We start from the raw sequence: 25,561 nt of genomic DNA on the forward strand, positions 1-25,561 counted from the left end.
AGATGGGTATAAGAGACAGCCCCAACCCTCCCCCCGCAAGAGCGGGGAGAGGGAGAAGTGATCAGAGACTTCACCACATCGGTCCAGGAGACCCGCCCGCCGCAGGGCAAAGGAACAATCGAGATGACAAAACCCAAAGTTCTGATTTCCGACGCGCTGTCTCCCGCCGCCGTACAGATTTTCAAGGATCGCGGCGTCGAAGTCGACTTCCAGCCCAACCTCGGCAAGGACAAGGAAAAGCTCGCCGAGATCATCGGCAATTACGACGGCCTCGCGATCCGATCGGCCACCAAGGCGACCGCCAAGCTCATCGAGAAGGCGACGAGGCTGAAGGTGATCGGCCGTGCCGGCATCGGCGTCGACAATGTCGAGATTCCGGCCGCGACCGCCAAGGGCATCATCGTGATGAATACGCCGTTCGGCAATTCGATCACGACCGCCGAGCATGCCATCACCCTGATGCTGGCGCTGGCGCGCGAGATCCCGCAGGCCGACGCCTCGACCCAGGCCGGCAAGTGGGAGAAGAACCGCTTCATGGGCGTCGAGATCACCGCCAAGACCCTCGGCGTAATCGGCTGCGGCAATATCGGCACGATCGTCGCCGATCGCGCGCTCGGCCTGCGCATGAAGGTGATCGCGTTCGATCCGTTCCTGTCGCCGGAGCGCGCCAAGGACATCGGCGTCGAGAAGGTCGAGCTCGACGATCTCTTGAAGCGCGCCGACTTCATCACGCTGCATACGCCGCTGACCGAGAAGACCCGCAACGTGATCGATGCGGCCGCGATCGCCAAGATGAAGAAGGGCGTGCGCATCATCAACTGCGCCCGCGGCGGCCTGGTCGACGAGCAGGCGCTGGTCGACGCCCTGAACTCCAAGCAGGTCGCGGGCGCCGCCTTCGACGTGTTCGTCGAGGAGCCGGCGACCTCGAACGTGCTGTTCGGCCATCCCAACGTGATCTGCACCCCGCATCTCGGCGCCTCCACCACCGAAGCGCAGGAAAACGTCGCGCTGCAGGTCGCCGAGCAGATGTCGGACTATCTGTTGTCGGGCGCGATTTCCAACGCGGTCAACTTCCCCTCGATCACCGCGGAAGAGGCGCCGAAGCTGAAGCCGTTCATCGAGCTTGCCGAAAAACTCGGCTCGTTCGCCGGCCAGCTCACCGAGAGCGGCATCCTCAAGACTGAGATCACCTATGAGGGCCACGTCGCCGAGATGAAGATCAAGGCGATCACCTCGGCGGTGCTGTCGGGCCTGCTGCGGCCCATGCTGGGCGAGGTCAACGTGGTCTCGGCGCCGGTCGTCGCCAAGGAGCGCGGCATGGTGGTGGACGAGGTCGTCCGCGCCGCGCAGAGCGACTATGAAAGCCTGATCACGGTCACCGTCACCACCGAACGCCAGGAGCGTTCGGTGTCCGGCACCGTCTACGCCGACGGCAAGCCGCGCCTCGTCGACATCAAGGGCATCCGGGTCGACGCCGAGTTCGGCAAGTCGATGATCTACGTGACCAACGAGGACAAGCCGGGCTTCATCGGCGCGTTCGCGAGCCTCTTGGGTGACGCGAAAATCAATATCGCGACCTTCCATCTCGGCCGCGTCAAGCAGGGCGGCGACGCCATTGCGCTGGTCGAGGTCGACGGCGCGGTGCCGGCGGAGCTGCTCGCCAAGGTACAGACGCTGCCGCAGGTGAAGCAGGCCAAGGCACTGACGTTCTGAGCCGCTGACGTTTTAAAGGCGCTGGCATTTCAAACGCTGTTTGAGCGGTCCGCGTCATCGCCCGGAGCACCCGGGCATGACGGAGGGAAGATACCGCTCAAGCAGTCCATATTCCGATCTGCGGAACATGACGCCGTCTCCGGTCGCGGAGGCGGCGTTTGTCGTTCCGGGACGTCCGGTATTGCTGTTGCGCCCGCCGAAAAATGTGTACGAACGGGCCACGACGCGCCACAATGACCGTCATCTCAGAGGGAGAAAACAATGCGTGAAGCCGTAATCGTTTCCTACGCGCGCACCGGCCTGGCGAAGTCCGGCCGTGGCGGATTCAACATCACCCCGCCGATGTCGCTGGCCGGGCACGCCATCAAGCACGCGGTCGACCGCGCCGGCGTCGACAAGGAATATGTCGAGGATTGCTATCTCGGCAATTGCGCGCATGGCGCGCCGAACATCGGCCGTCAGGCGGCGCTGCTCGCCGGCCTGCCGAAGTCGACCGCCGGTGTGTCCGTGAACCGCTTCTGCTCCTCGGGCCTGCAGACCATCGCGATGGCCGCCAACTCGATCCGCTCCGACGGCTCGGACTGCATCGTGGCCGGCGGCGTCGAGAGCATCTCGATTCCCGGCGGCGGCTCGCCGAAGGAATCGATCGATCCGGATCTGCTCAAGACCGCGCCCGACATCTTCATGGCGATGATCGATACCGCCGACATCGTCGCCGAGCGCTACAAGCTCAGCCGCGAATATCAGGACGAGTATTCGCTGGAGTCGCAGCGCCGCATGGCGGCCGCGCAGCAGGCCAACAAGTTCAAGGACGAAATCGTCCCGATGAAGACCAAGATGAAGGTGGTCGACAAGGCGACCAAGGCCGAGTCGATCGTCGACTACGTGGTCGATCGCGACGAGTGCAACCGCCCCGAGACCACGCTGGAAGGTCTTGCCAAGCTCGAGCCGGTCAAGGGTCCGGGCAAGTTCGTCACCGCCGGCAATGCCAGCCAGCTCTCCGACGGCGCCGCCGCGGTGGTGCTGATGGAAGCCAAAGACGCCGAGAAGCGTGGGCTCAACCCGATGGGCCGCTTCGTGGCCTGGGCCTCGGCGGGTTGCGAGCCCGACGAGATGGGGATCGGTCCGGTCTTTGCCGTGCCGAAGCTCTTGAAGCGCCATGGCCTGAAGATCGACGACATCGATCTCTGGGAGCTCAACGAGGCGTTCGCCAGCCAGTGCCTCTATTCGCGCGACCAGCTCGGTATCGATCCCGAGAAGTACAACGTCAATGGCGGATCGATCGCGATCGGTCATCCGTTCGGCATGACCGGCGCCCGGCTTACCGGCCACCTGCTGCAGGAAGGCCGTCGCCGCAAGGCCAAGTGGGGCGTCGTGACCATGTGCATCGGCGGTGGTCAGGGCGGCGCCGGCCTGTTCGAGATCTACAGCTAAGCGCGATCGACACTGATCGGGTGCGAACGAGCGGCCTGGCGGCAACGCCGGGCCGCTTTTCTTTTGTAGCCGGCTAACTCGACGATGAGCCGAGCGCGCGCTCGTCAAACTCGAGCGAGGCAATCAGTTCGAGCGTCTGCCTGAGATCGGCTGCCTGCCTTGCGCCAAAGGCGGTCTCGAAACGCTCCTGCGCCTTGAGCCATGCGGCCTGCGACTCCTCAAGCCTGGCTTCGCCGCGCTTGGTGAGCCGCACCAGCCGGCTGCGCCGGTCGTTCTTGTCGACGGTGATAGTCAACAGACCGTCGCGCTCGAGCGGCTTGAGGTTGTGGTTGAGCGCGGTGCGGTCGAGCACCAGGGCTGCGGCAAGCTCGCCCATCGTCGGCGCGCCCGACCGCCTGACATAGACCAGAATCGCCCGTTGCGTGCCGCGCATGCCTGACGTCGCAAGGACCTGATCGTAGAGCTGCGACACCCGCCGCGTCGCCTTGCGCAACGCCGTGAGATTACACCGGCTGGGTTCCGTTTTCGCCATCGCTGCCTCCAATGGACTTGACAGATACATGCATATGCACCTAATGGCAATAGATGCATATGCACGTATTTGGGAGGGTGTGATGTCGGAGGTAGAGGCGGAGACCATCGATCTGGTCGTCGAACCTGAGGCGCGGCCGCGGTCCGGCGTCGTCACCGCAACTCCGCGCCAGGTGCTTGCGATCGTGTCGGTCGGAATTTGCCTCGCCAATCTCGATTTGTTCATCGTCAATGTCGGGCTGCCGAACATCGCGCAGGAATTTCGCGGCGCCTCGCTTGAAGATCTGTCCTGGATCCTCAATGCCTACGCCATTGCCTACGCGGCGTTGCTGGTGTTCTTCGGCCGGCTCGCCGAACGCCACAGCCGCAATCTCAGCTTCCTGCTCGGCGTCGCGCTGTTCACGGCCGCGTCGGCAGCATGTGCTCTTTCGTCCAGTGTCGAGTTCCTGGTCGTCTCCCGCGTGGCGCAGGCGGCCGGAGCGGCATTGATGACGCCGACCTCGATCGGCCTGCTGCTGGCATCATTTCCGCCCGAGCAGCGCGCCGGGGCGGTACGCACCTGGACGGCGATCGGCGGCCTTGCCGCCGCACTGGGCCCGCTCGCGGGAGGCGTGCTGGTCACCTTCGACTGGCGCTGGATCTTCATCGTCAATGTCCCGATCGGCGTCGTCGCACTGGTCGTCGGCTGGCTGAAATTGCCCGAAGTGCCCGGTCACGACGTGCCGCGTCCGAGTTCATGGGCGGCGCTGCTGGTGACCTCCGGTATCGGTGCGCTGACATTTGCGATCGTGAAGGCGAACGATTGGGGATGGAGTTCGCGCGGCGTCGCGTTCGGCTTTGCCGTCGCGATCGCCTCGCTCGCCGCCTTCGCGTGGCATTGCCTCAGATCGAGGAATCCCTTCGTCGATCCCGCGCTGTTCGCGGTCAGGCCGTTCACCGGCGCCTCGCTGGTGATGGCGCCTTACTCGGCGGCCTTCGGCGCGATGCTGCTGTCCTGCGCCTTGTGGGAGCAGACGGTATGGGGCTGGTCGGCGTTGAAGACCGGCCTTGCGATCGCCCCCGGTCCGCTGATGGTGCCGATCACCTCGCTGTTGTTTGCCGGCCGGCTGATTGCGCGGTTTGGCGCCGCAGCCGTCGTCTCCGCCGGTATCGTGCTGTTCGCGGCCGGCCTCGCGATCTGGGCGACGCTGCTCGGGGCCGAACCCAATGCGCCTGCCATCGTCGTGGGCGTGATGCTGATCGGTATCGGCGTCGGGCTGACCTTTCCGACCCTGATGGGCGTCGGCGCCGGCGCGCTGCCGCCATCGTCGTTTGCCACCGGCTCCGGCGTCATCAACATGATCCGGCAGGCGGCGCTGGCGATCGGCGTCGCGATCTTTGTCGCGATCCTTGCAACGCCGGCCTCGATGACCGAGCGGATCGCGGCGTTCCAGCGCGGCTGGTGGATCATGATCGCGATCACCCTGGCCGGCTTCGTGCCGAATTATCTGTTCATCCGGCGCAAGGCGGATCGCTAACGCCCGAAAGACATCGCCGCGCCATGCGGCAGCCGCGGCGGCGCCATCGTCGCGCCGCAGGGAAACCTCAATCGAACCAGTCCCTTCCTCGCTGCGTCTCACCACGAGAAACGGCGCGCAGTCGAGCCCGGCGCGCCGTTCGTCTCGCGCGCAATGCGGCGGTTTTTCCGGAGGGATGTGATGTGTAGAATTGCGAATTATCTTGTGACCACCAGCCTGGTGCTGGCGGGTGCGCTGGTTGCCGGGCCGCTGCATGCGGCCAATCTCGATGCAGCTTCGCAGATCGACGCTGTGACCGTCTATCCCGATGGCGCGAGCGTCACCCGCGTCATCACGCTGGATCTGCCTGCCGGCGACAACACGCTCATCGCCAGGGATTTTCCAATGGGGCTCGACCCGTCCTCGCTGCGGGTCGAGGGCGAGGGCGGAGCGAAGCTCACGATCGGGGCGATCGATACAAAGCTGCCGCAGCCCTTGCTGCCGCCAAATCTTTCCGAGATCGACAAGCGCATCGAGGCGCTGAACGATCAGCGCGCCGATTTGCAGGGACTGATCAGCGCGGCCGAGGCGCGGCGCAAATTCGCCGAGCGCTTTGCCGAAGCGTCGCCCGCGGGCCTCGGCGAGAAGGGTGAGGCGCGTCCGCTCAGCGAGTGGCGCGCGGCGTTCTCGGCGGTGGCCGACGAGGTCGCAACCGCCGACAGCGCGATCCGGGACGCCGAGCGCAAGATCCGCGTGATCGACCGCGATCTTGCGCAGCTTGCAGCCGATCGCACCAGCAAGCCGCCGAGCAAGGTCGAGGTGCGGATCGACGTCGCCTCGCAGGCGGTGACCAAGGCGACCTTGCGGATCACCTATGCGGTTCCCAACGCGCGCTGGACGCCGCTCTATGACGCCCGGCTCGACACCGGCGCCAGGGACCGCAAGCCCGCGATCGAACTGGTTCGCCGCGCCGAGATCACCCAGTCGACCGGCGAGGACTGGTCGAACGTGGCGCTTGTCGTCTCCACCGTGCGGGTCGCGCGCGGCGGCAATGCGCCCGACCTCCGCTCGCTGATCGTGCAATATCCGCAGCCGCCGCGGCCGCTGGCGAAGCTCTCGGGAGAGGCCAGCATGCGGTCGCGCGAGGCGCTGGCACCCGCGCCGGCCGCCGACGCGGTTCAGCAATTCCGCTTTGGTGGGGGACGCATGGACGAACTGGAAGCCACCGCCGAGGTCGGCGCCTTCCAGGCCACGTTCAAGATTCCCGGCCGTGTCAGCGTTGCCGCCAATGAGGGCGCAAAGAGCCTGCGCATCTCGACGGCGACGATCACGCCCGATCTCGTAGTTCGCGCCGTTCCGGTGATCGATCCGACCGCGTTCCTGGAAGCGAGCTTCGTGCAGGCCGACGACGCGCCGCTGCTGCCGGGGCAAATCTCGATCTATCGCGACGGCATCTTTGTCGGCCGCAGCCGGATGGCCACCGCCGCCAAGGACGAGACCGTGCGGCTCGGTTTCGGCGCCGACGACAAGGTCAAGATCGAACGCACGGTGGTGAAGCGCAATGAAGGCTCCGCCGGTCTGATCGTGACCACGTCGAAGACCGACGAGCGCGCCTTCAAGACCACGGTGCGCAACGGCCACGACTTCCCGATCAAGGTCGCGATCCAGGATCAGCTCCCGGTCAGCGAGAACGACGACATCGTGGTCGAAATGCTGCCGTCGTCGACGCCTGCGACGACGACCAATCTGCGCGACAAACGCGGCGTGCTGGAATGGGCGTTCGAGGCCAAGGCCGGCGAAGTCCGTGACGTCAATTTCGCTTGGCGCATGCGCTGGCCCAAGGACAAGGGCGTCGTGATGGTGCCGGCGGGCTAGAGCCTGTGCCGGGCTCTAGCGTTGTTGCTTGACGCGTTTTCTTCACGCGAACCGGAACCCACTTCGCTTGAAAACGCTATGAGGACCTGCGTCATCTGCCGATGACAACCCTCCCGATCTCGGGCATCACTTTGCCAAAGGCAACAAAGCCTGAGATCGGGAGGATCCATGAGTTACCAGCACATCGTCGTCGATGATCCGCGTCCGCGCGTCCGCCGCATCACGCTGAACCGCCCCGAGAAGCGCAACGCGCTGAACAATCGCTTGCGCGGCGAGATCTTCGAGGTGCTGGAGCAGGGCGACCGCGATCCCGGGGTTTCGATCTCGATTCTGCGCGGCGCGGGACCCTGTTTCTCGGCGGGCTACGATCTCTCCGCCGACAACCGCGTCGACCAGCCCTATCATTCGGCATCCGGCCCCGGCCAGTGGTCGCGCCATGTCGTCGAGGGCTGGTTCTCGATCTGGGACCTCGCAAAGCCTGTGATCGCGCAGGTGCACGGCTACTGCCTCGCCGGCGGCACTGAGCTCGCGACCGCCTGCGACGTGGTTTACGTCGCCGACGACGCCCAGATCGGCTATCCGCCGGTGCGGCTGATGAGCCCGCCCGACATGCAGTATCACCCGTGGCTGGTCGGCATGCGCCGCGCCATGGAATTGATGCTGACGGGCGACGCGATGTCCGGCCGCGAGGCCGCCGAATGGGGCTATGCGACCCGGTCGTTTCCGCTCGCCGAACTGGAGGCGAAGACACTGGATTTCGCCGAGCGCGCGGCCAAGGTGCCGATCGAGCTGCAACAGCTCAACAAGCGTAGCGTCCACCGCGCGATGGAAATCATGGGTGCCCGCGCCGCGATGCGCGCCGGCACCGAGATCCAGGCGCTGGCCTTCACGACCGAGGCCAGCAAGGCCTACATGGCGGGCTTCCGCCGCGACGGCGGCAGCGTGAAGGCCCAGCTCGACCAGCGCGACACGACGTTCGGGGATTACCGGACGAAGAAGGAGTGAGGATCACGTAAGCCGCGCTGAGCTGTATCACCGGCACCCTGAGAAGGCCGCAAAGCGGCCGTCTCGAAGGGCGGCGGCCCGGCTGTCTCCGCGCGGCCGATGCGGGGGCCGTACATCCTTCGAGGCTCGCCCAGCGGCGCAATTGCGCCGCAAGGCTCGCACCTCCAGCGACAAAGGCGAAGCCTTTGCGCGGGGATGACGGAATGGCCGTCGTGCTGGGATGAGCATCACACTATCGCATATTCGCTGTCGTGCCCCGCCTCGAGCGGGGCATCCGGTACGCCGCGGCTTGTCCGTTGAGCTCGGACGTCTCTCGAATACTGGGTCACCCGGTCGAGCCGGGCGACAACATTGTTGTGGGTGGCGAGAGCAGCCCCTCACTTCGCCTTCAGGAAGTCGCCGACCTCGAGCAGCACGAACTCGTCGTCATCGGCCTTGTTCGGGTCGCGGCTCGAGGAGAACGGCAGATTGTTGTCGTTGCCGACGATGATGTGGGTCTCGTCGACCCGGTCGACATTCTCGATGGTGAAGAACGGGAAGGTGTAGACGCCGTCGTTGAGCGGCTTGCGCGCCTTCTTGTTGGGATCGCGGATCTTCATCAGGTCGATATAGGCGATCTTGCGCACCGGCTTGCCGACATTGGCATCGGACAGCTCGATCTTGTAGACGCGCTTGAACTTGGCGAGATCAGGGAAACAGGTCTCGCCGCGCTGGCCTTGCGGGCAGGCCTTGTCGGCGGTGCCTTCGCCATTGTCGCGCTCAATGACGAGGCCCTGGGCCGGATCGATCATGTTGAAGTCGCCGACCGCATTGCCGTTCTGCTCGAACACATACTGCCAGTAGCGTCCGGTGAACTTCTCCGCCGCGACGTCGAATTCCAGGATGCGCGAAGCTTCCTTGCCGTCGACCTTCTCCCAATCCTTCTTGTCGGCATCCCACAGCGGGCCCTCGAGCAGGCCGTAGAGGAATTTGCCGTCCTTGGAGGAAGCAAAGCCTTCATAGCCCTTGGAGCGGCGCAGGTTGACGTTGGTGTAGGAGGCGCCGGGCGCGCCGGGTGACTGCACCGCCCAGTGATCCGGCGAACGCACCGGCTTGCCGTCGGCGACGGTCTCGAACACGGCGAGGATCTTGCCGGTCTTGTCGGCCTTGAGGACGTACGGTCCGAACTCGTCGCCGATCCAGAAAATGTCGTTGATGATCTGGAAGCCCTCGGTGTCGAAGTCGGCACCGGTCAAATAGCGCTTGGCGGTGTCCTCATGCACGATGCGGAACGGCACCTTCCTGTCGGGATCGTGCAGGAACACGGTCTCCTGACGCTCGATCTTGCCGCTCGCCCAGTCGATCTTGTGCCGGTTCAGGTACAGCATCGAGTCCGCCGAGTTGTAGCGCGAGCCCATGCCGTTGTCGGTGATCACCCAGAACGAGCCATCGGGCATCACCTTGATGCCGGAATGGCCTTGCAGCGGCTGGCCCTTGAACGGCAGCGACACGCCGGTCGGCCGCTCATAGGACTTGCCCATCACGGTGCCGATGGCGTCGACGCGCCTGCCGGTGGTGTATTTGCCCGAGGTCTTCAGATCATCAGGGGCGTCGGCGGGGGCGTCGATGAAGCTCTCCGCCGGCATCACGGCATGTCCTGCCAGCGTCGCCGGGAATTCGCCTTCACTCTGCGCGAACGCCGATGTGGCGAGCAGGATGGAGGCGACGGAGCAGAGCAGGGACAGGCGCATGGTTGATCTCCCAAAGGATAAACGATGCGGTGTTCTCCGAGCCGCCTGTTACAGCCGGCTGACAGTTTTGTGAATCGCGGATGTTGCGGCGGGATAAGGCTTGCGGCGTTACGTCGCCTCTCACTCGCAATCCTCATCCTGAGGAGGCCGCGCAGCGGCCGTCTCGAAGGATGGCTGCAAGCGACAGCCGGGCCTCGTGGTTCGAGACGCGCGTACCGCGCTCCTCACCATGAGGGTCTAAACGGGCCGCATGGTTTGCGGCAGCAGGAACGGAACGCCGTCTCCGGTGTAGGCGATCGCGGCGTCGATCTCGAAGATCTCGCGCAGCGTCTCGGCCTTCATCGCCGCCGTGCGGTCGCCGTCGACGGCAAGCCGGCCGCGGTGCAGCAGCAGGATGCGGTCGGCGAACCGCATCGCGAGGTTGAGGTCGTGCAGGATCGCGATCACGGCGGTGCCGCGCGCGGCGCGCCGCCGCGCCGTTTCGACCAGGTCGATCTGGTGCCGCAAATCGAGGCTCGAGGTCGGCTCGTCCAGCAGCAACAGTCCGGGTCCGTGCAGCGCTTCGCCGCAGGCGAGCTGCACCAGCACGCGGGCGAAATGCGCCCGCTGCTGCTCGCCGCCCGATAGCGTCGGCAATTGCCTGAAACGGAAACGCGCGAGCCCGACCTCGTCGAGTGCCGCCTCGACCAGCGCCCGCGCCACGGCACGCGGGCTTTCGCCGGCGCCCATGCTGACGATTTCCTCGACGGTGAACGGGAAAGTGACGTTAACGTGCTGCGACAGCATCGCGCGGTGCTGCGCCAGCGCGCGTGGTCCGTAAGTTTGCAGGTCGCGCTGCCTCAGCCTGATCGCCCCGCGCGACGGACGCAGGTCGCCCGACAGCATCCGCAGCAGGGTCGATTTGCCGGCGCCGTTGGGACCGACGATCGCGACCATCTCGCCGGCATCGATCTGCAGCGACACCGCATCGACCAGCGTCGTGCCGCCGACCGCCATGGTTACCGACTGCGCTTCGAGCAGGGCCGTCACAGCGACACCAGTCCGCGCTGCCGCAGCAGCATGGCGAGGAAGAACGGCGCGCCGATCGCCGCCGTCAGGATGCCGATCGGCATTTCCGCGGGCGCCACGATGGTGCGCGCCACCGTGTCGGCGCCGACCAGGAGGATGGCACCGAGCAGTGCGGACGCCGGCAGCAGCAGCCGATGCGCGGGTCCGATCACCAGCCGCAACAGATGCGGCACCACGATGCCGACGAAACCGACCACGCCGCAGACCGAGACCGCGACCCCGGTCATCGCCGAAACCAGCACGATCGAGATACGCTTCAGCCGTTCGACGTCGACGCCGCTGTGGAACGCCTCGGCCTCGCCGAGCACCAGCACGTCGAGCCCGCGCGCGATCGAGAGGCAGGCGACCAGCGCGACCGCCAGCACCGGCCCCAGCGCTGTGAGCTTGCTCCAGGTCGCGCCGCTGAGCGAGCCGAGCAGCCAGAAGGTGATGTCGCGCAGCTGGCGGTCGTCGGCGACGAACACCAGAAGGCCGATGCCGGCATTGGCGATCGCGGCGATCGCAAGCCCGGCCAGCAGGAAGATCGCAATCGATGTCCGGCCGCCGCGGCTGGCGATGCCGTAAAGCACGATGGTCGTGATCAGCGAGCCGGCAAAGGCCGCGATCGGCAGCAACTGGTGTTGCAGGAAGCGCAGGCTTTCGCCGAGATGGCTGTCGGTGAACACGATCGCGGCCGCCGCGGCAAACGCGCCGCCGGAGGAGACGCCGACCAGCGCGGGGTCGGCGAGGGGATTGCGGAATAGGCCCTGCATGATGGCGCCGGAGACGGCAAGCAGTCCGCCGACCATCGCCGCCGCTGCGATCCGCGGGATGCGGATCGACCACACCACGAGCTGGTCGCGTGCGAGCAGCGGGTTGGCGACACGATCAACCCAAAGCCCAAGCGCTGCCGGAAGCCGCGCCATTGGAATGCCGGCGGCCCCGACCGTCAGGGCGACCAGCGCAGTAGCTGCGAGCACCGCAAGCAGGCAGAGCAGGGTGAGTGTCGCGGCCGGCCGCAGCGACACGCCGGCGCGCCGTTGTTTCGCACGTCCGCGGCGTTCGGCCAGCACGCTCATTGCCGACAATTCGTGGTCAGCGCTGCCGGCCTGAAGCTGTCGGCCTCCGGCGCCAGCGCCGGATAGAGCTTGACCGAGAGGTCGCGTGCCGCGGCCGCGGTGCGCGGTCCGAAGCCGAGCAGATATAGCCCTTCCATCGAGATGAAGGCCTTGTTGGCCGCGACCGGCGTCAGCGCGAAGGCGGGATGCGCGAACACGGCATCAGCGGTCAGCGAGTCCTTGCCGCGATCGATCGACAGCACGACATCCGGTTTCGCCGCCACGATGGCCTCGTCATTGACCGGCTTGTAGCCGTCGTAACCGTCGATGGCGTTGAGGCCGCCGGCAAGCCGGATGATCTCGTCCGCGGCGGTCTTGTGGCCCGCCGCCATCGCCCGGCCATTCAACAGCGACATCACGAACATCACGCGCACCGGCTTCGTCACCCTGGCGCGCAGCGCGCGCAGTTGCGCGAGATCGCTCTCCACCGCCGTGGCCAGGCAGGCAGCGCGCGGATCGGCGCCCATGGCGTGGCCCACCAACCTGATCTTCTCGACGAGCCCGGCCTCCGAGAATGTCTCCGGCACCAGCACCAGCGGCACCTTGGCCGCCTCGAGCACGTCCATGGTCTCCTTCGGCCCGGAGCCCTGTACTGCGAGCACCAGCGACGGGTGCAGGCCGAGCACGCCCTCCGGCGACAGCTGGCGCATGTAGCCGACGTCGGGCTTCTCGCGCAGCGCAGCCGGCGGGTAGAGGCTGGTCGCATCGACGCCGGCGATGCGGTCCTCGAAGCCGAGGGCATAGAGGATCTCGGTGATCGCGCCGCCGATAGAGACGATCCGCGACGGATTGTCGATCACGACGTCGCGGTCGCGTGCGTCATGCACGGTGATGCCCTCGGCCGTCGCTGCTTCGATCGGCAGCAAACAGGAGAAGGCGAGCAAAGCGAGCGTGCGACAAATTGTCATCGGGGCCGTCACTTGGTCAGGATCAGCTTGTTCTGCGAGGTCAGCCGCAACCGGTAATGTTCTTCGCCGTGCATGATGATGATCTCGCGCTCCGCCGCGAACAGGTCGCGACTGTCGAGACGATTTCCGCGCATGATCAGCGTTTTGGTCGCACCGGATGCAGGCTCGGTCTGCTTTCCGGCTGCGCCGATATTGTCTCCGGAAGCTGCGGACATGTGATGGTGCTGCGCCTGCGAAAATTTTCAAATGGTGTTTGCTTGTATAAGCGGGCGAGAGCGCATTCCAACGGCGGCACTTTACAATCGATATAAACAGCGCCGCCGCATTCTTGACCGTTTTGTTGCCGGCTCGTAACCAATCATCACGCGATGCAGGCGGGTGGCTTGCATCACGATGTAGCCAGCAAGCCGCTCGTCAGGGAGCGCACGCCAGCCAAACCAGAAAAGCGATGATCAGGCTGGGGCTAGAATGGCTGACGGGGCTAGGGTTTCGCGCGCCCTGATTTTGGGCGCGTCGGTGTTTTCATTTGCGGCAGCACTGCCGGAACGCGGTTTCGCGCAGACCGCCGATCCGTCGGCTGCGCGTCCTTCGACCGAACGGCCGAAGCAGGCCAAGCGGAAGCCGAAGCCGGCGGCCGAAGCTCAGGCGGCGCCGGCGGCGATGAATGCGCGCGCGCAGATCGGCGCGGTGCCGGTGCAGTCGCTCGACACCATCACGGCCGTGGCGTCCAAGACCGAGGAGCGCGCGATCGATGCGCTGGCGCCGGTCAGCTCCGTCACGCTGGAGAAGATCCAGGGCCTGCAGCCGAACCGGCTCTCCGATATTTTCTACAACGTGCCCGGCGTCTCGGTCCAGGAGCGCGGCGACGATCCGGCGACCGTCATCAACATCCGCGGCTTGCAGGATTTCGGCCGTGTCGCTGTTGTCGTCGACGTCGCGCGGCAGAACTATCAGCGCACCGGCCACAACGCCAACGGCTCGTTCTTCCTCGATCCCGAATTGATCGGCGGCGTCGACGTGGTGCGCGGCCCGACCGCGAACATCTACGGCTCCGGCGCGATCGGCGGTGTGGTTTCGTTCCGCACCAAGGATATCGACGACGTGGTGCGTCCCGGCGAGCGTTGGGGTGTCGACATGTCGGGCTCCTACGGCACCAACACGGACCGCGGCATGGGCTCGGTGTTCGGCGGCGTGCGCGTCGATCCGAATGTCGATGTGTTCGGCGGCGCGGTCTATCGCACCCAGGGCAATTACAAGGACGGCGCGGGCACCGAGATCGGCAACACCGGCAACGATATCGCGGCCGGCTTGATGAAGGTGACGTTCCGCCCCGCAGAAGGCCACGAGTTCAAGATCGGCGGCATCTTCCAGGACTATCAGTACAATATCGGTCAACCGAACCGCGGCCCGACCACGACGGCGGCGCCGCTCGCCGCCATCGCCGGCTCTTCGGTCTATGCCTCCGACGCCAAGAACTACACGGGCACCTTGAGCTGGCGATATTCCAAGCCCGATGACATGCTGTTCGACTGGAATATCTCGGTCTACGGCAACCGCACCGACAACGACCAGGTCAAGACCTACAACAACCGCATCACCACCGGCGGCGGGGTCTGCACGCTCGCCAATCCCGGCAACAACATCTCCGGCTGCGTCGGCGACAAGCGTGGTTATTTGCTGGACACCGTAGGTATCGACGTCAACAACACCTCGCGCTTCAATTTCGGCGACTGGCGCAACGCCGTGACCTACGGTTTCGACGCCTTCCGCGACGATGTCGAGACCTTCGACTCGCGCGGCAATTCCAACATCACGACGCCGGGCGGCCAGCGCACGGTGTCCGGCGGCTTCGTGCAGCTGAAGCAGAACTATTCGACCTGGCTCGAGCTGATCAGCGCTGTCCGCTACGACCATTACGAGCTCAATTCGATCAACACCACGACCAGCGGCGACCGGCTGTCGCCGAAGATCACGCTCGGCGTCACGCCGGTTGCCGGCTTCACGCCCTATGTCAGCTATGCCGAAGGCTATCGCGCGCCGTCGATCACCGAGACCCTGATCGCGGGCGGCCACGCCACCGGCGGCGGGCCGGCGCTGTTCAACTGCCCCGACGGCACCAGCGGCCTGTTCTGCTTCCAGCCCAATGCGGCGCTGCGGCCGGAGGTCGGCAAGAACAAGGAAGCCGGCATCAACCTGAAATATGACGGCATCTTCACGGCGAGCGACTCGTTCCGCGGCAAGGTCAACGTGTTCCGCAACGACGTCGACGGCTATATCGATCTCGTCGCGTCGACGCCGACCCTGACGCCGTTCGGACGCTTCAGCCAATTCTACCAGTACCAGAACATCGCCCACGCCCGCATCGAGGGCTTCGAGCTCGAAACGATGTATGACGCGGGCGACTGGTTCGTCGGCGTCGCTGGCCATCTGATGCGCGGCCGGAACACCCAGACCAATGTCGGGCTCGCCACCATCACGCCGCGCAAGGTGACGACCACGGGCGGCGTCCGCCTGCTCGACCGCTCGCTGATCATTGCCGCGCAATGGTCCTCGTTCGGCGCCAACAACGACCTGCCGGCGGGCTATCTGCCCTCGACCGGCTACGAGCTCGTCAACCTCTATCTGACCTGGAACGCCACCAAGGACATCACCTTCACGGCGTCGGTCGACAACCTCTTGAACCAGTACTACCGGCCTTATGCGATCCCGGGCTCTTCGACCGACGGCACGACGCAGAACGACGTGTTGTTCTCGAGCCCCGGTCCGGGCACCGTCTACAAGGCCGGGCTCAGGATTCACCTAGGTGGAGCGTAACGCGAGACGCCGATCATTCCATCCAGGTTGCTCCGGCCGCGCTGGTGCCCCCAGCGCGGCTTTGGCGCGTTCATGTTATTAACGAGATCAACCGGCAGGATCCTGGCATCCGCCGTCAAACAGGAGTGAGTTTTCATGTTCATCGCAATGAACCGGTTCCAGGTGATCAAGGGCAAGGAGCAGGCGTTCGAGACGGTCTGGAAGACGCGCGAATCCTATCTCGGCGATCTGCCGGGCTTCATCGAGTTTCATCTGGTGAAGGGCCCCGAGGCCGAGGACCACACGCTCTATGCGACCCACACCGTGTGGGCCAGCAAGGCGGCGTTCGAGGACTGGACGAAATCCGATGCGTTCCGCCGCGCCCATTCGCGCGCCGGCAACGAGACCGGCGGCAGCCTCTATCTCGGCCATCCCAAATTCGAGGGCTTTGAGGTGCTGATCACCGAGCGCGCGAAGAGCCCGGCGTGACGCAGGCGGCCGTGCAGAACGCGGAGCTTGCGGGATTGAAGGCCTATATGGCCGACAATCCCGGCGCTGTGATCGAAGATGTCGCGCGCGAGCGCAAGGTGACGCCGCGCGCGGTGCTCGAGGCGCTGCCCGAGGCCATGGTGCGGATCGGCCCCGGCGAATTTGCCGCCGCGATGCAGGACATCGCGGAGTGGGGCGAGGTGACGCTGATCGTGCATACCGATGACGCGATCGTCGAGTTCACCGGCGCCATTCCGAACGGCGAGGTCGGTCGCGGCTATTTCAACCTGATGCAGCCGAAGGGCCTGCACGGCCACCTCAGGCATGAGCGCTGCGCGGCGATCGCCTTCGTCGAGCGGCCTTTCATGGGCAAGGTGTCGGCGTTCATCGCCTTCATCAATCGCGACGGCGGCATCATGTTCAAGGTGTTCGTCGGCCGCGACGAGACGCGCGCGCTGCGCGGCGATCAGCTGGTGCGCTTTCATGCGCTGGCGGACCGCCTCGCGCCGAAGGCGGGTTGACACCAACGAAGGACGGGAGGCGATCATGTCGCAGCGTTGGCTTGGGCGAAGCATCTGGATGGCGGCGTCGGCCGGGCTCGGCATGCTGCCGGGCGCGAGCCTTGCCGCAGCCGACGCCGCACTGCTGCCGCGCAACCTCTCGCCCTGGGGCATGTTCGAAAGCGCCGACATCGTCGTGAAGGCGGTGATGGTCGGTCTCGCCTTCGCCTCGCTCGTCACCTGGACGGTCTGGCTCGCCAAGACCGTCGAGATCCGCCGCAAGACCGCGCTCGCCCGGCAGCGGATCGGTCTGCTCGAGCGCGACACCCAGCTCGCCGAGGTCGAGCAAGCGAGCCGCGACGGCAACGATGCGGTGGCGCAGATCGTGCAATCGGCCTCGCGCGAGGCTGCGCTGTCCGGCGGGATGTTCGACGACGGCTTCAAGGAGCGCATCGCGCTGCGGCTGGAGCGGGTCGAAGCGGCGATGTCGCGGCAGATCGCGCGCGGCACCGGTGTGCTGGCGACGATCGGCGCCACCGCGCCGTTCGTCGGCCTGTTCGGCACGGTGTGGGGCATCATGAATGCCTTCATCGGCATCTCCGAGGCTCACACCACCAATCTCGCGGTGGTCGCACCCGGCATCGCCGAGGCGCTGCTTGCGACCGCGCTCGGCCTGGTCGCTGCGATTCCGGCGGTCGTGATCTACAATCACCTGACCCGTTCGATCGCGTCCTACCGCGCATTGCTCGGCGACGCCTCCGTCATGGTGCTGCTGCTGGTCAGCCGCGAGGGCGATCGCAGCCTGTTCCGGCTGGCACGCGCTGCGGAGTAGCAGATGGGCGTCAAGCTCGGCTCCGGCGGCGCGTTCAGGCGTCGCGGCGATGACGATCTGGTCGAGGCGCACGAGATCAACGTCACGCCGTTCATCGACGTGATGCTGGTGCTGCTCATCATTTTCATGGTGGCGGCGCCGCTCGCGACCGTCGATCTCGGCGTCGATCTGCCGGCCTCGACCGCCGAGCCGCAGCCGCGGCCGGACAAGCCGGTGTTCGTCACCGTGAAGCCCGATCTGTCCGTCGCGGTCGGCGAGGACGTGATCGCGCGCGAGACGCTGACGTCGACGCTCGATGGCGCCACGCAAGGCAGGAAGGACGAGCGCATCTTCCTGCGCGCCGACAAGGCGGTCAGCTATGGCGATCTGATGGAGGTGATGAACCTGCTGCGCAACGCCGGCTATCTCAAGATCGCGCTGGTCGGCCTCGACGGGCGTAGCTGATCCATGAACGCGTACGCGCTTCATGATGCGGGCGGCGAGATCCGGCTGAGGCGCTGGGGCCTGTCGGCGGTTGCGATGCTGGCGGCGCACGCGGCGCTGCTCGCGCTCGGGATGACATGGGTCTCGCCGCCGCCGCGGGGCGTCGCGGTGCCGGCGGTGCTGGTCGACCTGACGCCGATCACCTCGGCGCCGGAGATTTCGGAGACCGAGCTGCCGCCGGGGCCGCCGATGCAGGAGGCCGACGCGTCGCCGCCAGAGCTTGCCGCCGCGCAGCCCGTGAAGCAGGAGGTCGCGCCAACGCCGATGCAGGAGAAGCCCGACGTCGTCGCGCCGCCGGAACAGAAGCAGCAGATCACGCCGCCGACACCCGAGCCAGCGAAAGCCGTTCCGGAGAGGAAGCTCGAACCGGTCAAGCCGAAGGTGGTTCGTCGGGAAGCCAAGAGGCCCTCCGAGGCAACGCCGGCACCGCGCACCAGCGCGCCGAGCCGTGCCGAACGGCAGGCGCCGGCTGCGTCCGCGATCAGCGCCGGCGCCGCCGCGTCAGCGATCGCGGCCTACAACGCCCGCGTCCGCGCGCATCTGTTGCGCTTCCACTCCTATCCGACCGGCGGCAACGGCCAGCGCGGCGTGGTCCGCCTGGTGTTCACGCTCGGCCGCGGCGGGCAGGTGCTGTCGAGCCATCTCGGCGGCTCGTCCGGCAATCCGACCTTCAACGCGCGGGCGCTGGCGATGGTGCGCCAGGCCCAGCCGTTTCCGGCGTTTCCGTCCGAGATCACGCAGGGCTCGATGGGTTTCTCCGTGCCGGTCGCGTTCGTGCCGCGGTAGTGCGCGACCTCATAGATGGAGGCCGCACATCTATTCCCGTCATCCTGAGGTGCGAGCCTTGCGGCGCACCCGCGCCGCTGGGCGAGCCTCGAAGGATGCACGGCCCGGCTGGTGGCCGTCGATCCTTCGAGACGCGCTTCGCGCTCCTCAGGATGACGGGGATAGATCGAGTTTGCTTCAATACGTCGGAAGCCCAGCTACTCCTTCACCGCCCCGGTCAGTGACGACACGTAATAGTCGACGAACAGCGAGTAGAACAGCGCGACCGGCAGCGAGCCGAGCAGCGAACCTGCCATCAGCGCGCCCCACTGGTAGACGTCGCCGGTGACGAGCTCGGTCAGGATCGCGACCGGCACCGTCTTGTTGGCGCCGCTCTGGATGAAGGCGAGCGCGTAGATGAACTCGTTCCAGGACAGCGTGAAGGAGAAGATGCCGGCCGAGATCAGGCCGGGCACCGCGAGCGGCAGCGTGATCCGCCACAGGATCTGCAACCGCGTCGCGCCGTCGACCAGCGCGCATTCCTCGAGCTCGTAGGGAATCGACTTGAAATAGCCGATCAACAGCCAGGTGCAGAACGGCACCAGGAAGGTCGGATAGACCAGGATCAGCGCCAGCGGCGAGTCGAACAGGCCGAACTGCACGATCACGGTGGCGAGTGGAATGAACAGGATCGACGGCGGCACCAGATAGGCGAGATAGATGCCGAGGCCGACATAGGGGCTGCCGCGGAAGCGCAGCCGCTCGATCGCGTAGGCGGCGAGCGTCGAGGCGAACAGCGACAGGAAGGTCGAGCCGATCGCCACCAGCATGGTGGTCTTCAGCCAGCGCGGATAGGCCGTGTCGAACAACAAATGCTTGATATGCGCGAGCGTCGGCGAGGTGATCCAGAACGGATTGTGCTCCTTGTAGTTCAGCAGCTCGGCGTTCGGTTTGAACGAGGTCACCGCCATCCAGTAGAACGGAAACAGCAGGATCAGGATGAAGCAGGCGAGCGGCAGATAGATCATCACCACGCGCCGGGCGCGGGAGTCCCACGCCATCGTATCGGGCGTGGCGCTGGAGACGTTGGAGGATTGGGCTGCAACGTCAGTCATTGGCTTCTCCCTGCTGCCATTTGCGGCGCGCGAGGCCGAAGTAGCTGAACAATGTTGCGAACACCAGGAACGGGATCATCGAGACGGCGATCGCGGCACCCTCGCCGAGTTCGCCGCCGGCGATGCCGCGCTGGAACGCCAGTGTCGCGAGCAGATGGGTCGAGTTGACCGGGCCGCCGCGGGTTATGGCGTAGACCAGCTGGAAGTCGGTGAAGGTGAAGATGATCGAGAACGTCATCACGATCGCCAGGATCGGCATCATCATCGGGAAGGTGATGTAGCGGAAGCGCTGCCAGGAGGTGGCGCCGTCGAGCATCGCGGCCTCATAGAGCGAGGGCGAGATGGTCTGCAGCCCCGCCAGCAGCGAGATCGCGACGAACGGGATGCCGCGCCAGATATTGGCGGCGATCAGCGAGAACCGCGCCGGCCAGGGCGAGCCGAGGAAGTCGACATTGCTGTCGCGCCAGTGCAGCACGTCGACCAGGAGATAGGAGATGATCGAGAACTGCGGATCGTAGATCCACCAGAACGCCAGTGCGGAGAGCACCGTCGGCACGATCCATGGCAATAGCACGATGGCGCGGATCAGGCTCTTGAGCGGGAAATGGTTGTTGAGCAGCAGCGCCAGCCAGAAGCCGAGCGCGAACTTTCCGAAGGTTGCGATCGCGGTGTAGAAGATCGAATAGAACACCGCGTTCCACCACAAGGGATCCTTGAGCAGGTACTGGAAGTTCTCAAGTCCGATGTAGATGCCGCGCTGGCCGATCGTGGTGTCGGTGAAAGCGAGCCAGATGCCGAGGCCCAGCGGATAGGTGAGGAACACCAGCAGCAGGCCGATCGCGGGCGCAAGGCACATCACGATCAGGAACGGCTTGTAGTCGAACAGGCGCGCGAGCCAGCCCGGCTGGTGCAGCGCGTGTCCCCGTGAAGGTAGTGTCGTTACGGACATCAATATGATCCCGGTGCGGGCTGCATGAGACCGTCATTGCGAACGACGCGAAGCAATCCAGGCTTCCATGGAAGGAAAGAACGGATTGCTTCGTCGCTACAGTGCAAAATTGCCTTGCAATTTTGTCACGGGCATCCTCGCAATGACGGCAGCTCTGTTCGGCGTTACCGGCCTTGCCGCCGGAAGTACCGCTTGGCGCGCTGTTCGGCTTCGGCGGCTGCGGCTTCGGGCGTTGCGGCGTCGGTCGCGACCGAGGCGCACATCTGCACCAGCACATAGTCGGCGTTGACGGCGCCGGTCGCGGTCGAGATCGGCCCCTTGTAGCCGTTGTAGTACGGGCTCCGCATCGTGTCCTTGAAGATCGCGACCTTGGGGTCGCTCGACCACACCGCGGCGTCGGCATAGGCCGCCAGCGGCTGCGACCAGTAGCCCGAGTTGGCGTTGAGCCACGGCTCGTACTGTTCGTGCTCGAGCATGAACTGCAGGAACGCCTTCGCCGCGTTGGGATACTTGCTGTGCTTGAACACCATTGCGTTCAAGGTCAGGCCGGACATCGGAGAGGTGGGAGCCAGCCCCTTGATCAGGAACTGATGCGCGGTGTCGTCGGCGATCGCCTTGGTCGCGGGGTCGTTCTTCAGCGAGAAATACAGCGAGACGCCGTTTGCGGTCAGGCCGATCTCCTGCGACGAGTAGGCGCGGTTGTTGGAAACGTCGTTCCAGGACGGGGTGCCGGCGATGAAGGTCGGATAGAGCTCCTTCAGATATTTCAGCGCCGCGATCGTCTCCTTGCTGTTGATGATGATGTTGCCTTCCTCATCGAGCAGCGCGGCGTTGTGCGACCACAACAGCCAGTTGGCGAAGCCGTTGCCGTCGCCGACCGCGTTGCCGAGTGCAAAGCCCGCGGGCTTGCCGGCCGCCTTCAGCTTCTTGCAGAGTTCGAGGAAGCCGGCGTGGTCCTCCGGCACCTTGTCGAAGCCGGCGGCGTTGACCAGCGACTTGCGGTAGACCAGCGGGCCGCCCGAGGCGCCGAACGGCAGGCCGACCCAGCTCTTCGACTTCGAGCGCATACCGTATCGGCGCGCCAGCGTGAGCCATCCGCCATAGCGCTTGTCGAGATAGTCGGCGACATCGGTCAGCTCGATCAGCTTGTCGATATAGATATGCGGCGCGTCGCCGAAGCCGATGATGATGTCGGGGCCGGCGCCGGAGTTCGAGGTCACGGCGGTCTGCTGGTTGATGTCCTCCCAGCCGACGAAGTCGACCTTGATGTCGACACCGGTCTTGTCGGTGAATTTCTTGGCATTGGCGCGGAACACGTCCTCGTCGGCCTGGACGAAGCGCACCGGCCGCAGCATGCGCAAGGTGGCGTCCTTTTCAATCGGCAGCGACGGCGCCGCCACGTCGGCCGCCTTCACCTTCGACGCCTCCTGCGCCGAGGCGCCGGTGACCGCCAGCGCCGCCGCGGAAGCCCCCAGCACCAGCGCATCGCGACGCGTGATCTCGTACTTCATGTCGTTCGCACTCCCGTTCTTATTGTTTCGTTGTTGTATTTCCTTCCCGGCGTTTGGCCGCCGGTGAAGGGTCTTGTGGTCTCGGCCCGCCCGCCGCGCAAAGGGCCCGCAAGAGGCGGGCCCCGCACGAAAAGCGCATTCCCGCCCTAGCTGTTGGGACCGCGATCCATGCTGACGGGCTGCCAGCGGCGCAACGCGGTGTTTTGCAGCACCGACGGGTTGACGCAGCTTACCGGCCACATGCCTTGCAGCACTAGTGACAATTCGTAGCCCACCCGGCGCTTGCGCGCCTCGTCAAAACGTGCCGACGCCGAGGCGACATGGGCGGTCAAGGTAACATTGTCCATCCCGAGCATCGGATTGTTGTGCGACGGGGGCTCCTTTTCCAGCACGTCGAGCGCGGCGTGGGCGATCCAGCCCTCCTGCAGCGCCTTGATCAGCGATTCCTCGTCGACCGTGGCGCCGCGGCCGGTGTTGATGAAGATCGCCGACTTTTTCATCTGACGAAAATGCTTCTCGGTCAGCATGTGGTGCACTTCGGGTCGCGCCGGCGCGTGCATCGAGACGAAATCCGATTGCGACAGCACCTCCGATAGCGTCGAGGGGATCACGCCGTGGTCGTACATCAGGGTTTCCTGGATGAAGGGATCGTAGGCCACCATCCTGAGGCCGAATGGCGCGGCGCGCTTGGCCACCGCACGGGCGACCCGGCCGAATGAGATGAAGCCGAGCGTCTGGCCCATCAGCCGCGGAATCTTCAAGAGCGCCGGGCGGCCCTCGGCCCAGCGGCCGGTGCGCACCATCTTGTCCTGCTCGATCAGGCGGCGGAAGCCTGCGAGCAGCAGCATCATGGCGTGGTCGGCGACCTCCTCGATGAAGGTGTCGGGGATGTTGGTGACGGGGATGCCGCGGGCGGTCGCGGCCTTGACGTCGACCGAGTCGACGCCGACGCTGCCGAGCGTGATCACCTTGCAGTTCTCGAGCGCGTCGATCACCGCCTTGGTGATTGGCATGCCCTTGGCGTAGATCGCGTCCGCGGTGCGTGCCGCGGCGATGAATTCGGCCTCATTGGCCGGCGCCTCGACGATCTCGGCGCCGATCGGATCGAGCGCCTCGCGCTCATAATCGTAGCCGCCGCCGGCGACCGTGAAGCTCGCGCCCTTCGGCGTGACCACCCTGAATTTCGACATTGTCTGCTCCCGATGTGAGTCTGCTGTTCTTGCTTCTTGCTGGTTTGCTGCTGGATCTTGCTTCTTGGTCTTCTTGCTTCTTGCTTCTTGGGGCGTGGCTGGGGTCCGCCGCCTTCCCATGCTTGTACGCGAGCCGCGCTGTTCTCTCCACAATTGCCGGTTGGTCCGCAGCCTGATTCTCCGGGCTTCTACGGGGAACCTCCGTAACCATCAGGTAAAGGGTCTCACATTACGGTGCGCGGAATCAATCCGCCAATCGCGTCGCGTTCCCCGCCGTTTCTGGAGACCCCCGTGAAGCTGTCAAATTTGAAGATCACCCCCAAGCTCGGCATTCTGGTGGGGGTGACCCTCCTTGGCCTGTGCACGGCCGGCATCCTCGCCGGTCACTTGATGCAGCGGGAGATGCTGAATGCGCGCATCGACCAGGCCAAGGCCATCGTCGAGATGGCGAAGAACATGGCGGCGGGCCTGAAGAAGGATGTCGATGCCGGCAAGCTGACCAGGGAAGCGGCACTGGCCGAGTTCGGCAAGCGCGCCAACACCCTGACCTACGACAATGGCGCCGGCTATCTGTTCGGCACCGACTACAGCGGCATCACGGTGCTGGCGCCCGATCCGAAGCAGGTCGGAACCAATCGCATGGACGTCGTGACCAATGGTCGCAAGCTCTCGCAGGAACTGATGGACGGCGTGAAGGCCAAGGGCGAGATCCTGCTGTTCTATGATTATGTGAAGCCCGGCCAGGAGACGCCGATCCGCAAGCTCGGCTACGCCGTCGCGGTCCCCGGCTTCGACATGTATCTCGGCACCGGCGCCTATCTCGACGATATCGATGCCAAGATGCGGCCGATTGCCTGGCTGCTCGGCCTCGCGATCCTCGGCATCGGCATCGTTTCCGGCTCGGTCGCCTGGCTGATCGGCCGCAGCATCTCCCGTCCGCTCAACCTGCTTGGCGCCCGCATGCGCGACATCGCTGACGGCAAGCTCGACGGTGACATCCCCGGCGTCGGCCGCGGTGACGAGGTCGGCGGAATGGCGGCCACGGTTCAGGTCTTCAAGGACAACGCGGTTCGCATCCGCGGCCTGGAACAGGCCGAGGCCGAGACCAAGGCACGCGCGGAGGCCGAGCGTCGTGGTGCGATGGAGAATATCGCCAACGATTTCGAGCGCAGCGTGAACGGCATCGTCCGCACGGTGGCCTCCGCCGCCGCCGGCATGCAGACCACGGCGCAGTCGATGACCGCAACCGCCAGCGATGCCAGCGCGCGTGCCGCGACCGTCGGCGCGGCGTCCGACAGCGCCTCCAACAATGTCGGCACCGTCGCCGCGGCGGCCGAGGAGCTCTCCAGCTCTGTTGCCGAGATCTCCCGCCAGGTGGCGCGCTCCAGCGAGGTCGCAAGCCAGGCAGTGGCCGATGCCGAGCGCACCAACGCGACCGTGCAGGCGCTCTCCACCGGCGCCGAGAAGATCGGCGAGGTGGTCAAGCTGATCCACTCGATCGCAGCCCAGACCAACCTGCTCGCGCTCAACGCCACCATCGAGGCGGCGCGCGCCGGCGAATCCGGCCGCGGTTTCGCGGTGGTCGCCTCCGAAGTGAAGGCGCTGGCCAACCAGACCGCGAAGGCGACCGAGGAGATCTCGGCGCAGGTTGCGGCGATGCAGGCGTCCACCGGCGAGGCCGTGACCTCGATCGGCGGCATCACCGCGACCATCGCGCAGATGAGCGAGATCACCGCCTCGATCTCGACCGCGATCGACCAGCAGGGCGATGCGACGCGCGAGATCGCGCGCAATATCCAGCAGGTCGCGGCCGGCTCGAGCGAGATCTCCGCCCATATCGGCGGCGTCACGTCAGCGGCCGCCGCCACCGGCACCGCGGCCGGCGACGTGCTGTCGAATGCCCGCGAGCTCGACACCCAGTCCGGCATGCTGCGCAACGCGGTCGACGAGTTCCTGCAGAAGGTGCGCGCGGCGTAAGCGAGCCGCGTAGGGTGGGTTAGCGACGCTACGCCACCCAACGATTCCGCATCCCCGTCATCCTGAGGAGCGCGCTCTTGCGCGCGTCTCGAAGGATGCA

At 65.6% G+C, this 25,561-nt stretch carries 22 protein-coding genes; 12 read left to right on the forward strand and 10 right to left on the reverse strand.

From position 1 onward, the window contains the following. The first annotated feature begins 123 nt into the window (after positions 1-123). On the forward strand, positions 124-1,713 hold the full coding sequence (serA, locus tag AC1VNY_RS36045; protein WP_482408729.1) for a phosphoglycerate dehydrogenase: 1,590 nt from the start codon (positions 124-126) through the stop codon (positions 1,711-1,713). Between the two features lie 261 nt (positions 1,714-1,974). Further along, positions 1,975-3,147, forward strand: a complete 1,173-nt coding sequence (locus AC1VNY_RS36050; RefSeq protein WP_482408730.1) for a thiolase family protein — start codon at positions 1,975-1,977, stop codon at positions 3,145-3,147. 73 nt (positions 3,148-3,220) lie between these two features. Here AC1VNY_RS36050 and AC1VNY_RS36055 read toward each other — a convergent pair whose 3' ends face one another. Continuing rightward, positions 3,221-3,679: a MarR family winged helix-turn-helix transcriptional regulator gene (locus AC1VNY_RS36055; RefSeq protein ID WP_482408731.1), complete on the reverse strand. Its 459-nt coding sequence runs from the start codon at positions 3,677-3,679 to the stop codon at positions 3,221-3,223. An 82-nt stretch (positions 3,680-3,761) separates the two neighbouring features. Here AC1VNY_RS36055 and AC1VNY_RS36060 point away from each other — a divergent pair, with 82 nt between their 5' ends. From AC1VNY_RS36060 to AC1VNY_RS36070, 3 genes are all read left to right on the forward strand, one after another. Further along, positions 3,762-5,195, forward strand: a complete 1,434-nt coding sequence (locus AC1VNY_RS36060; protein WP_482408732.1) for an MFS transporter — start codon at positions 3,762-3,764, stop codon at positions 5,193-5,195. Positions 5,196-5,375: 180 nt separating this feature from the next. Continuing rightward, positions 5,376-7,049, forward strand: coding sequence for a mucoidy inhibitor MuiA family protein (locus tag AC1VNY_RS36065; protein WP_482408733.1), 1,674 nt, complete (start codon positions 5,376-5,378; stop codon positions 7,047-7,049). A gap of 168 nt (positions 7,050-7,217) precedes the next feature. Continuing rightward, positions 7,218-8,054, forward strand: coding sequence for an enoyl-CoA hydratase-related protein (locus AC1VNY_RS36070; protein WP_482408734.1), 837 nt, complete (start codon positions 7,218-7,220; stop codon positions 8,052-8,054). 377 nt (positions 8,055-8,431) lie between these two features. Here the strand turns inward: AC1VNY_RS36070 and AC1VNY_RS36075 are convergent, their stop codons facing one another. The 5 genes from AC1VNY_RS36075 to hemP all read right to left on the reverse strand — a co-directional run bounded on the left by AC1VNY_RS36075 (position 8,432) and on the right by hemP (position 13,072). Further along, positions 8,432-9,784 (reverse strand): esterase-like activity of phytase family protein, encoded by a 1,353-nt coding sequence (locus AC1VNY_RS36075; RefSeq protein ID WP_482408735.1) that lies wholly within the window; start codon positions 9,782-9,784, stop codon positions 8,432-8,434. A gap of 237 nt (positions 9,785-10,021) precedes the next feature. After that, positions 10,022-10,813, reverse strand: coding sequence for a heme ABC transporter ATP-binding protein (locus AC1VNY_RS36080; RefSeq protein ID WP_482408736.1), 792 nt, complete (start codon positions 10,811-10,813; stop codon positions 10,022-10,024). Then, positions 10,810-11,910 (reverse strand): FecCD family ABC transporter permease, encoded by a 1,101-nt coding sequence (locus tag AC1VNY_RS36085; protein ID WP_482408737.1) that lies wholly within the window; start codon positions 11,908-11,910, stop codon positions 10,810-10,812. The genes AC1VNY_RS36080 and AC1VNY_RS36085 overlap by 4 nt, the downstream gene beginning before the upstream one ends. Further along, positions 11,907-12,857: a heme/hemin ABC transporter substrate-binding protein gene (locus AC1VNY_RS36090; protein WP_482408738.1), complete on the reverse strand. Its 951-nt coding sequence runs from the start codon at positions 12,855-12,857 to the stop codon at positions 11,907-11,909. The genes AC1VNY_RS36085 and AC1VNY_RS36090 overlap by 4 nt, the downstream gene beginning before the upstream one ends. Before the next feature lie 8 nt (positions 12,858-12,865). Further along, positions 12,866-13,072, reverse strand: coding sequence for a hemin uptake protein HemP (gene hemP, locus AC1VNY_RS36095; RefSeq protein ID WP_482408739.1), 207 nt, complete (start codon positions 13,070-13,072; stop codon positions 12,866-12,868). Between the two features lie 253 nt (positions 13,073-13,325). On the opposite strand from hemP, the gene AC1VNY_RS36100 reads away from it, so the two are divergent. From AC1VNY_RS36100 to AC1VNY_RS36125, 6 genes are all read left to right on the forward strand, one after another. Then, on the forward strand, positions 13,326-15,671 hold the full coding sequence (locus AC1VNY_RS36100) for a TonB-dependent hemoglobin/transferrin/lactoferrin family receptor (RefSeq protein WP_482408740.1): 2,346 nt from the start codon (positions 13,326-13,328) through the stop codon (positions 15,669-15,671). Positions 15,672-15,806: 135 nt separating this feature from the next. Beyond that, positions 15,807-16,139, forward strand: coding sequence for a heme-degrading protein HmuQ (gene hmuQ, locus AC1VNY_RS36105; protein ID WP_021080657.1), 333 nt, complete (start codon positions 15,807-15,809; stop codon positions 16,137-16,139). Between the two features lie 47 nt (positions 16,140-16,186). Next, positions 16,187-16,660: a heme utilization cystosolic carrier protein HutX gene (hutX, locus tag AC1VNY_RS36110; protein ID WP_482408750.1), complete on the forward strand. Its 474-nt coding sequence runs from the start codon at positions 16,187-16,189 to the stop codon at positions 16,658-16,660. 58 nt (positions 16,661-16,718) lie between these two features. Continuing rightward, a complete protein-coding gene (exbB, locus tag AC1VNY_RS36115) occupies positions 16,719-17,471 on the forward strand; it encodes a tonB-system energizer ExbB (RefSeq protein ID WP_482408751.1) in 753 nt (250 codons plus the stop codon). Positions 17,472-17,474: 3 nt separating this feature from the next. Beyond that, positions 17,475-17,915, forward strand: a complete 441-nt coding sequence (gene exbD / locus AC1VNY_RS36120) for a TonB system transport protein ExbD (RefSeq protein WP_482408741.1) — start codon at positions 17,475-17,477, stop codon at positions 17,913-17,915. A 3-nt stretch (positions 17,916-17,918) separates the two neighbouring features. Further along, entirely contained in the window at positions 17,919-18,740 is an 822-nt protein-coding gene (locus AC1VNY_RS36125) for an energy transducer TonB family protein (protein WP_482408742.1), read from the forward strand. A 197-nt stretch (positions 18,741-18,937) separates the two neighbouring features. Here the strand turns inward: AC1VNY_RS36125 and AC1VNY_RS36130 are convergent, their stop codons facing one another. From AC1VNY_RS36130 to AC1VNY_RS36145, 4 genes are all read right to left on the reverse strand, one after another. Next, on the reverse strand, positions 18,938-19,780 hold the full coding sequence (locus AC1VNY_RS36130) for a carbohydrate ABC transporter permease (protein ID WP_016840579.1): 843 nt from the start codon (positions 19,778-19,780) through the stop codon (positions 18,938-18,940). Positions 19,781-19,826: 46 nt separating this feature from the next. Next, the gene (locus AC1VNY_RS36135) at positions 19,827-20,783 is read right to left on the reverse strand and encodes a carbohydrate ABC transporter permease (protein ID WP_028333494.1); all 957 of its coding nucleotides are present in this window, start codon (positions 20,781-20,783) and stop codon (positions 19,827-19,829) included. Positions 20,784-20,947: 164 nt separating this feature from the next. Next, a complete protein-coding gene (locus AC1VNY_RS36140) occupies positions 20,948-22,294 on the reverse strand; it encodes an ABC transporter substrate-binding protein (RefSeq protein WP_016840581.1) in 1,347 nt (448 codons plus the stop codon). Positions 22,295-22,440: 146 nt separating this feature from the next. Next, positions 22,441-23,484 (reverse strand): C-terminal binding protein, encoded by a 1,044-nt coding sequence (locus AC1VNY_RS36145; protein WP_028340530.1) that lies wholly within the window; start codon positions 23,482-23,484, stop codon positions 22,441-22,443. Between the two features lie 291 nt (positions 23,485-23,775). Here AC1VNY_RS36145 and AC1VNY_RS36150 point away from each other — a divergent pair, with 291 nt between their 5' ends. After that, on the forward strand, positions 23,776-25,461 hold the full coding sequence (locus AC1VNY_RS36150) for a methyl-accepting chemotaxis protein (protein WP_225161401.1): 1,686 nt from the start codon (positions 23,776-23,778) through the stop codon (positions 25,459-25,461). Positions 25,462-25,561: the final 100 nt, after the last annotated feature.

Source organism: Bradyrhizobium ferriligni (assembly GCF_056837965.1).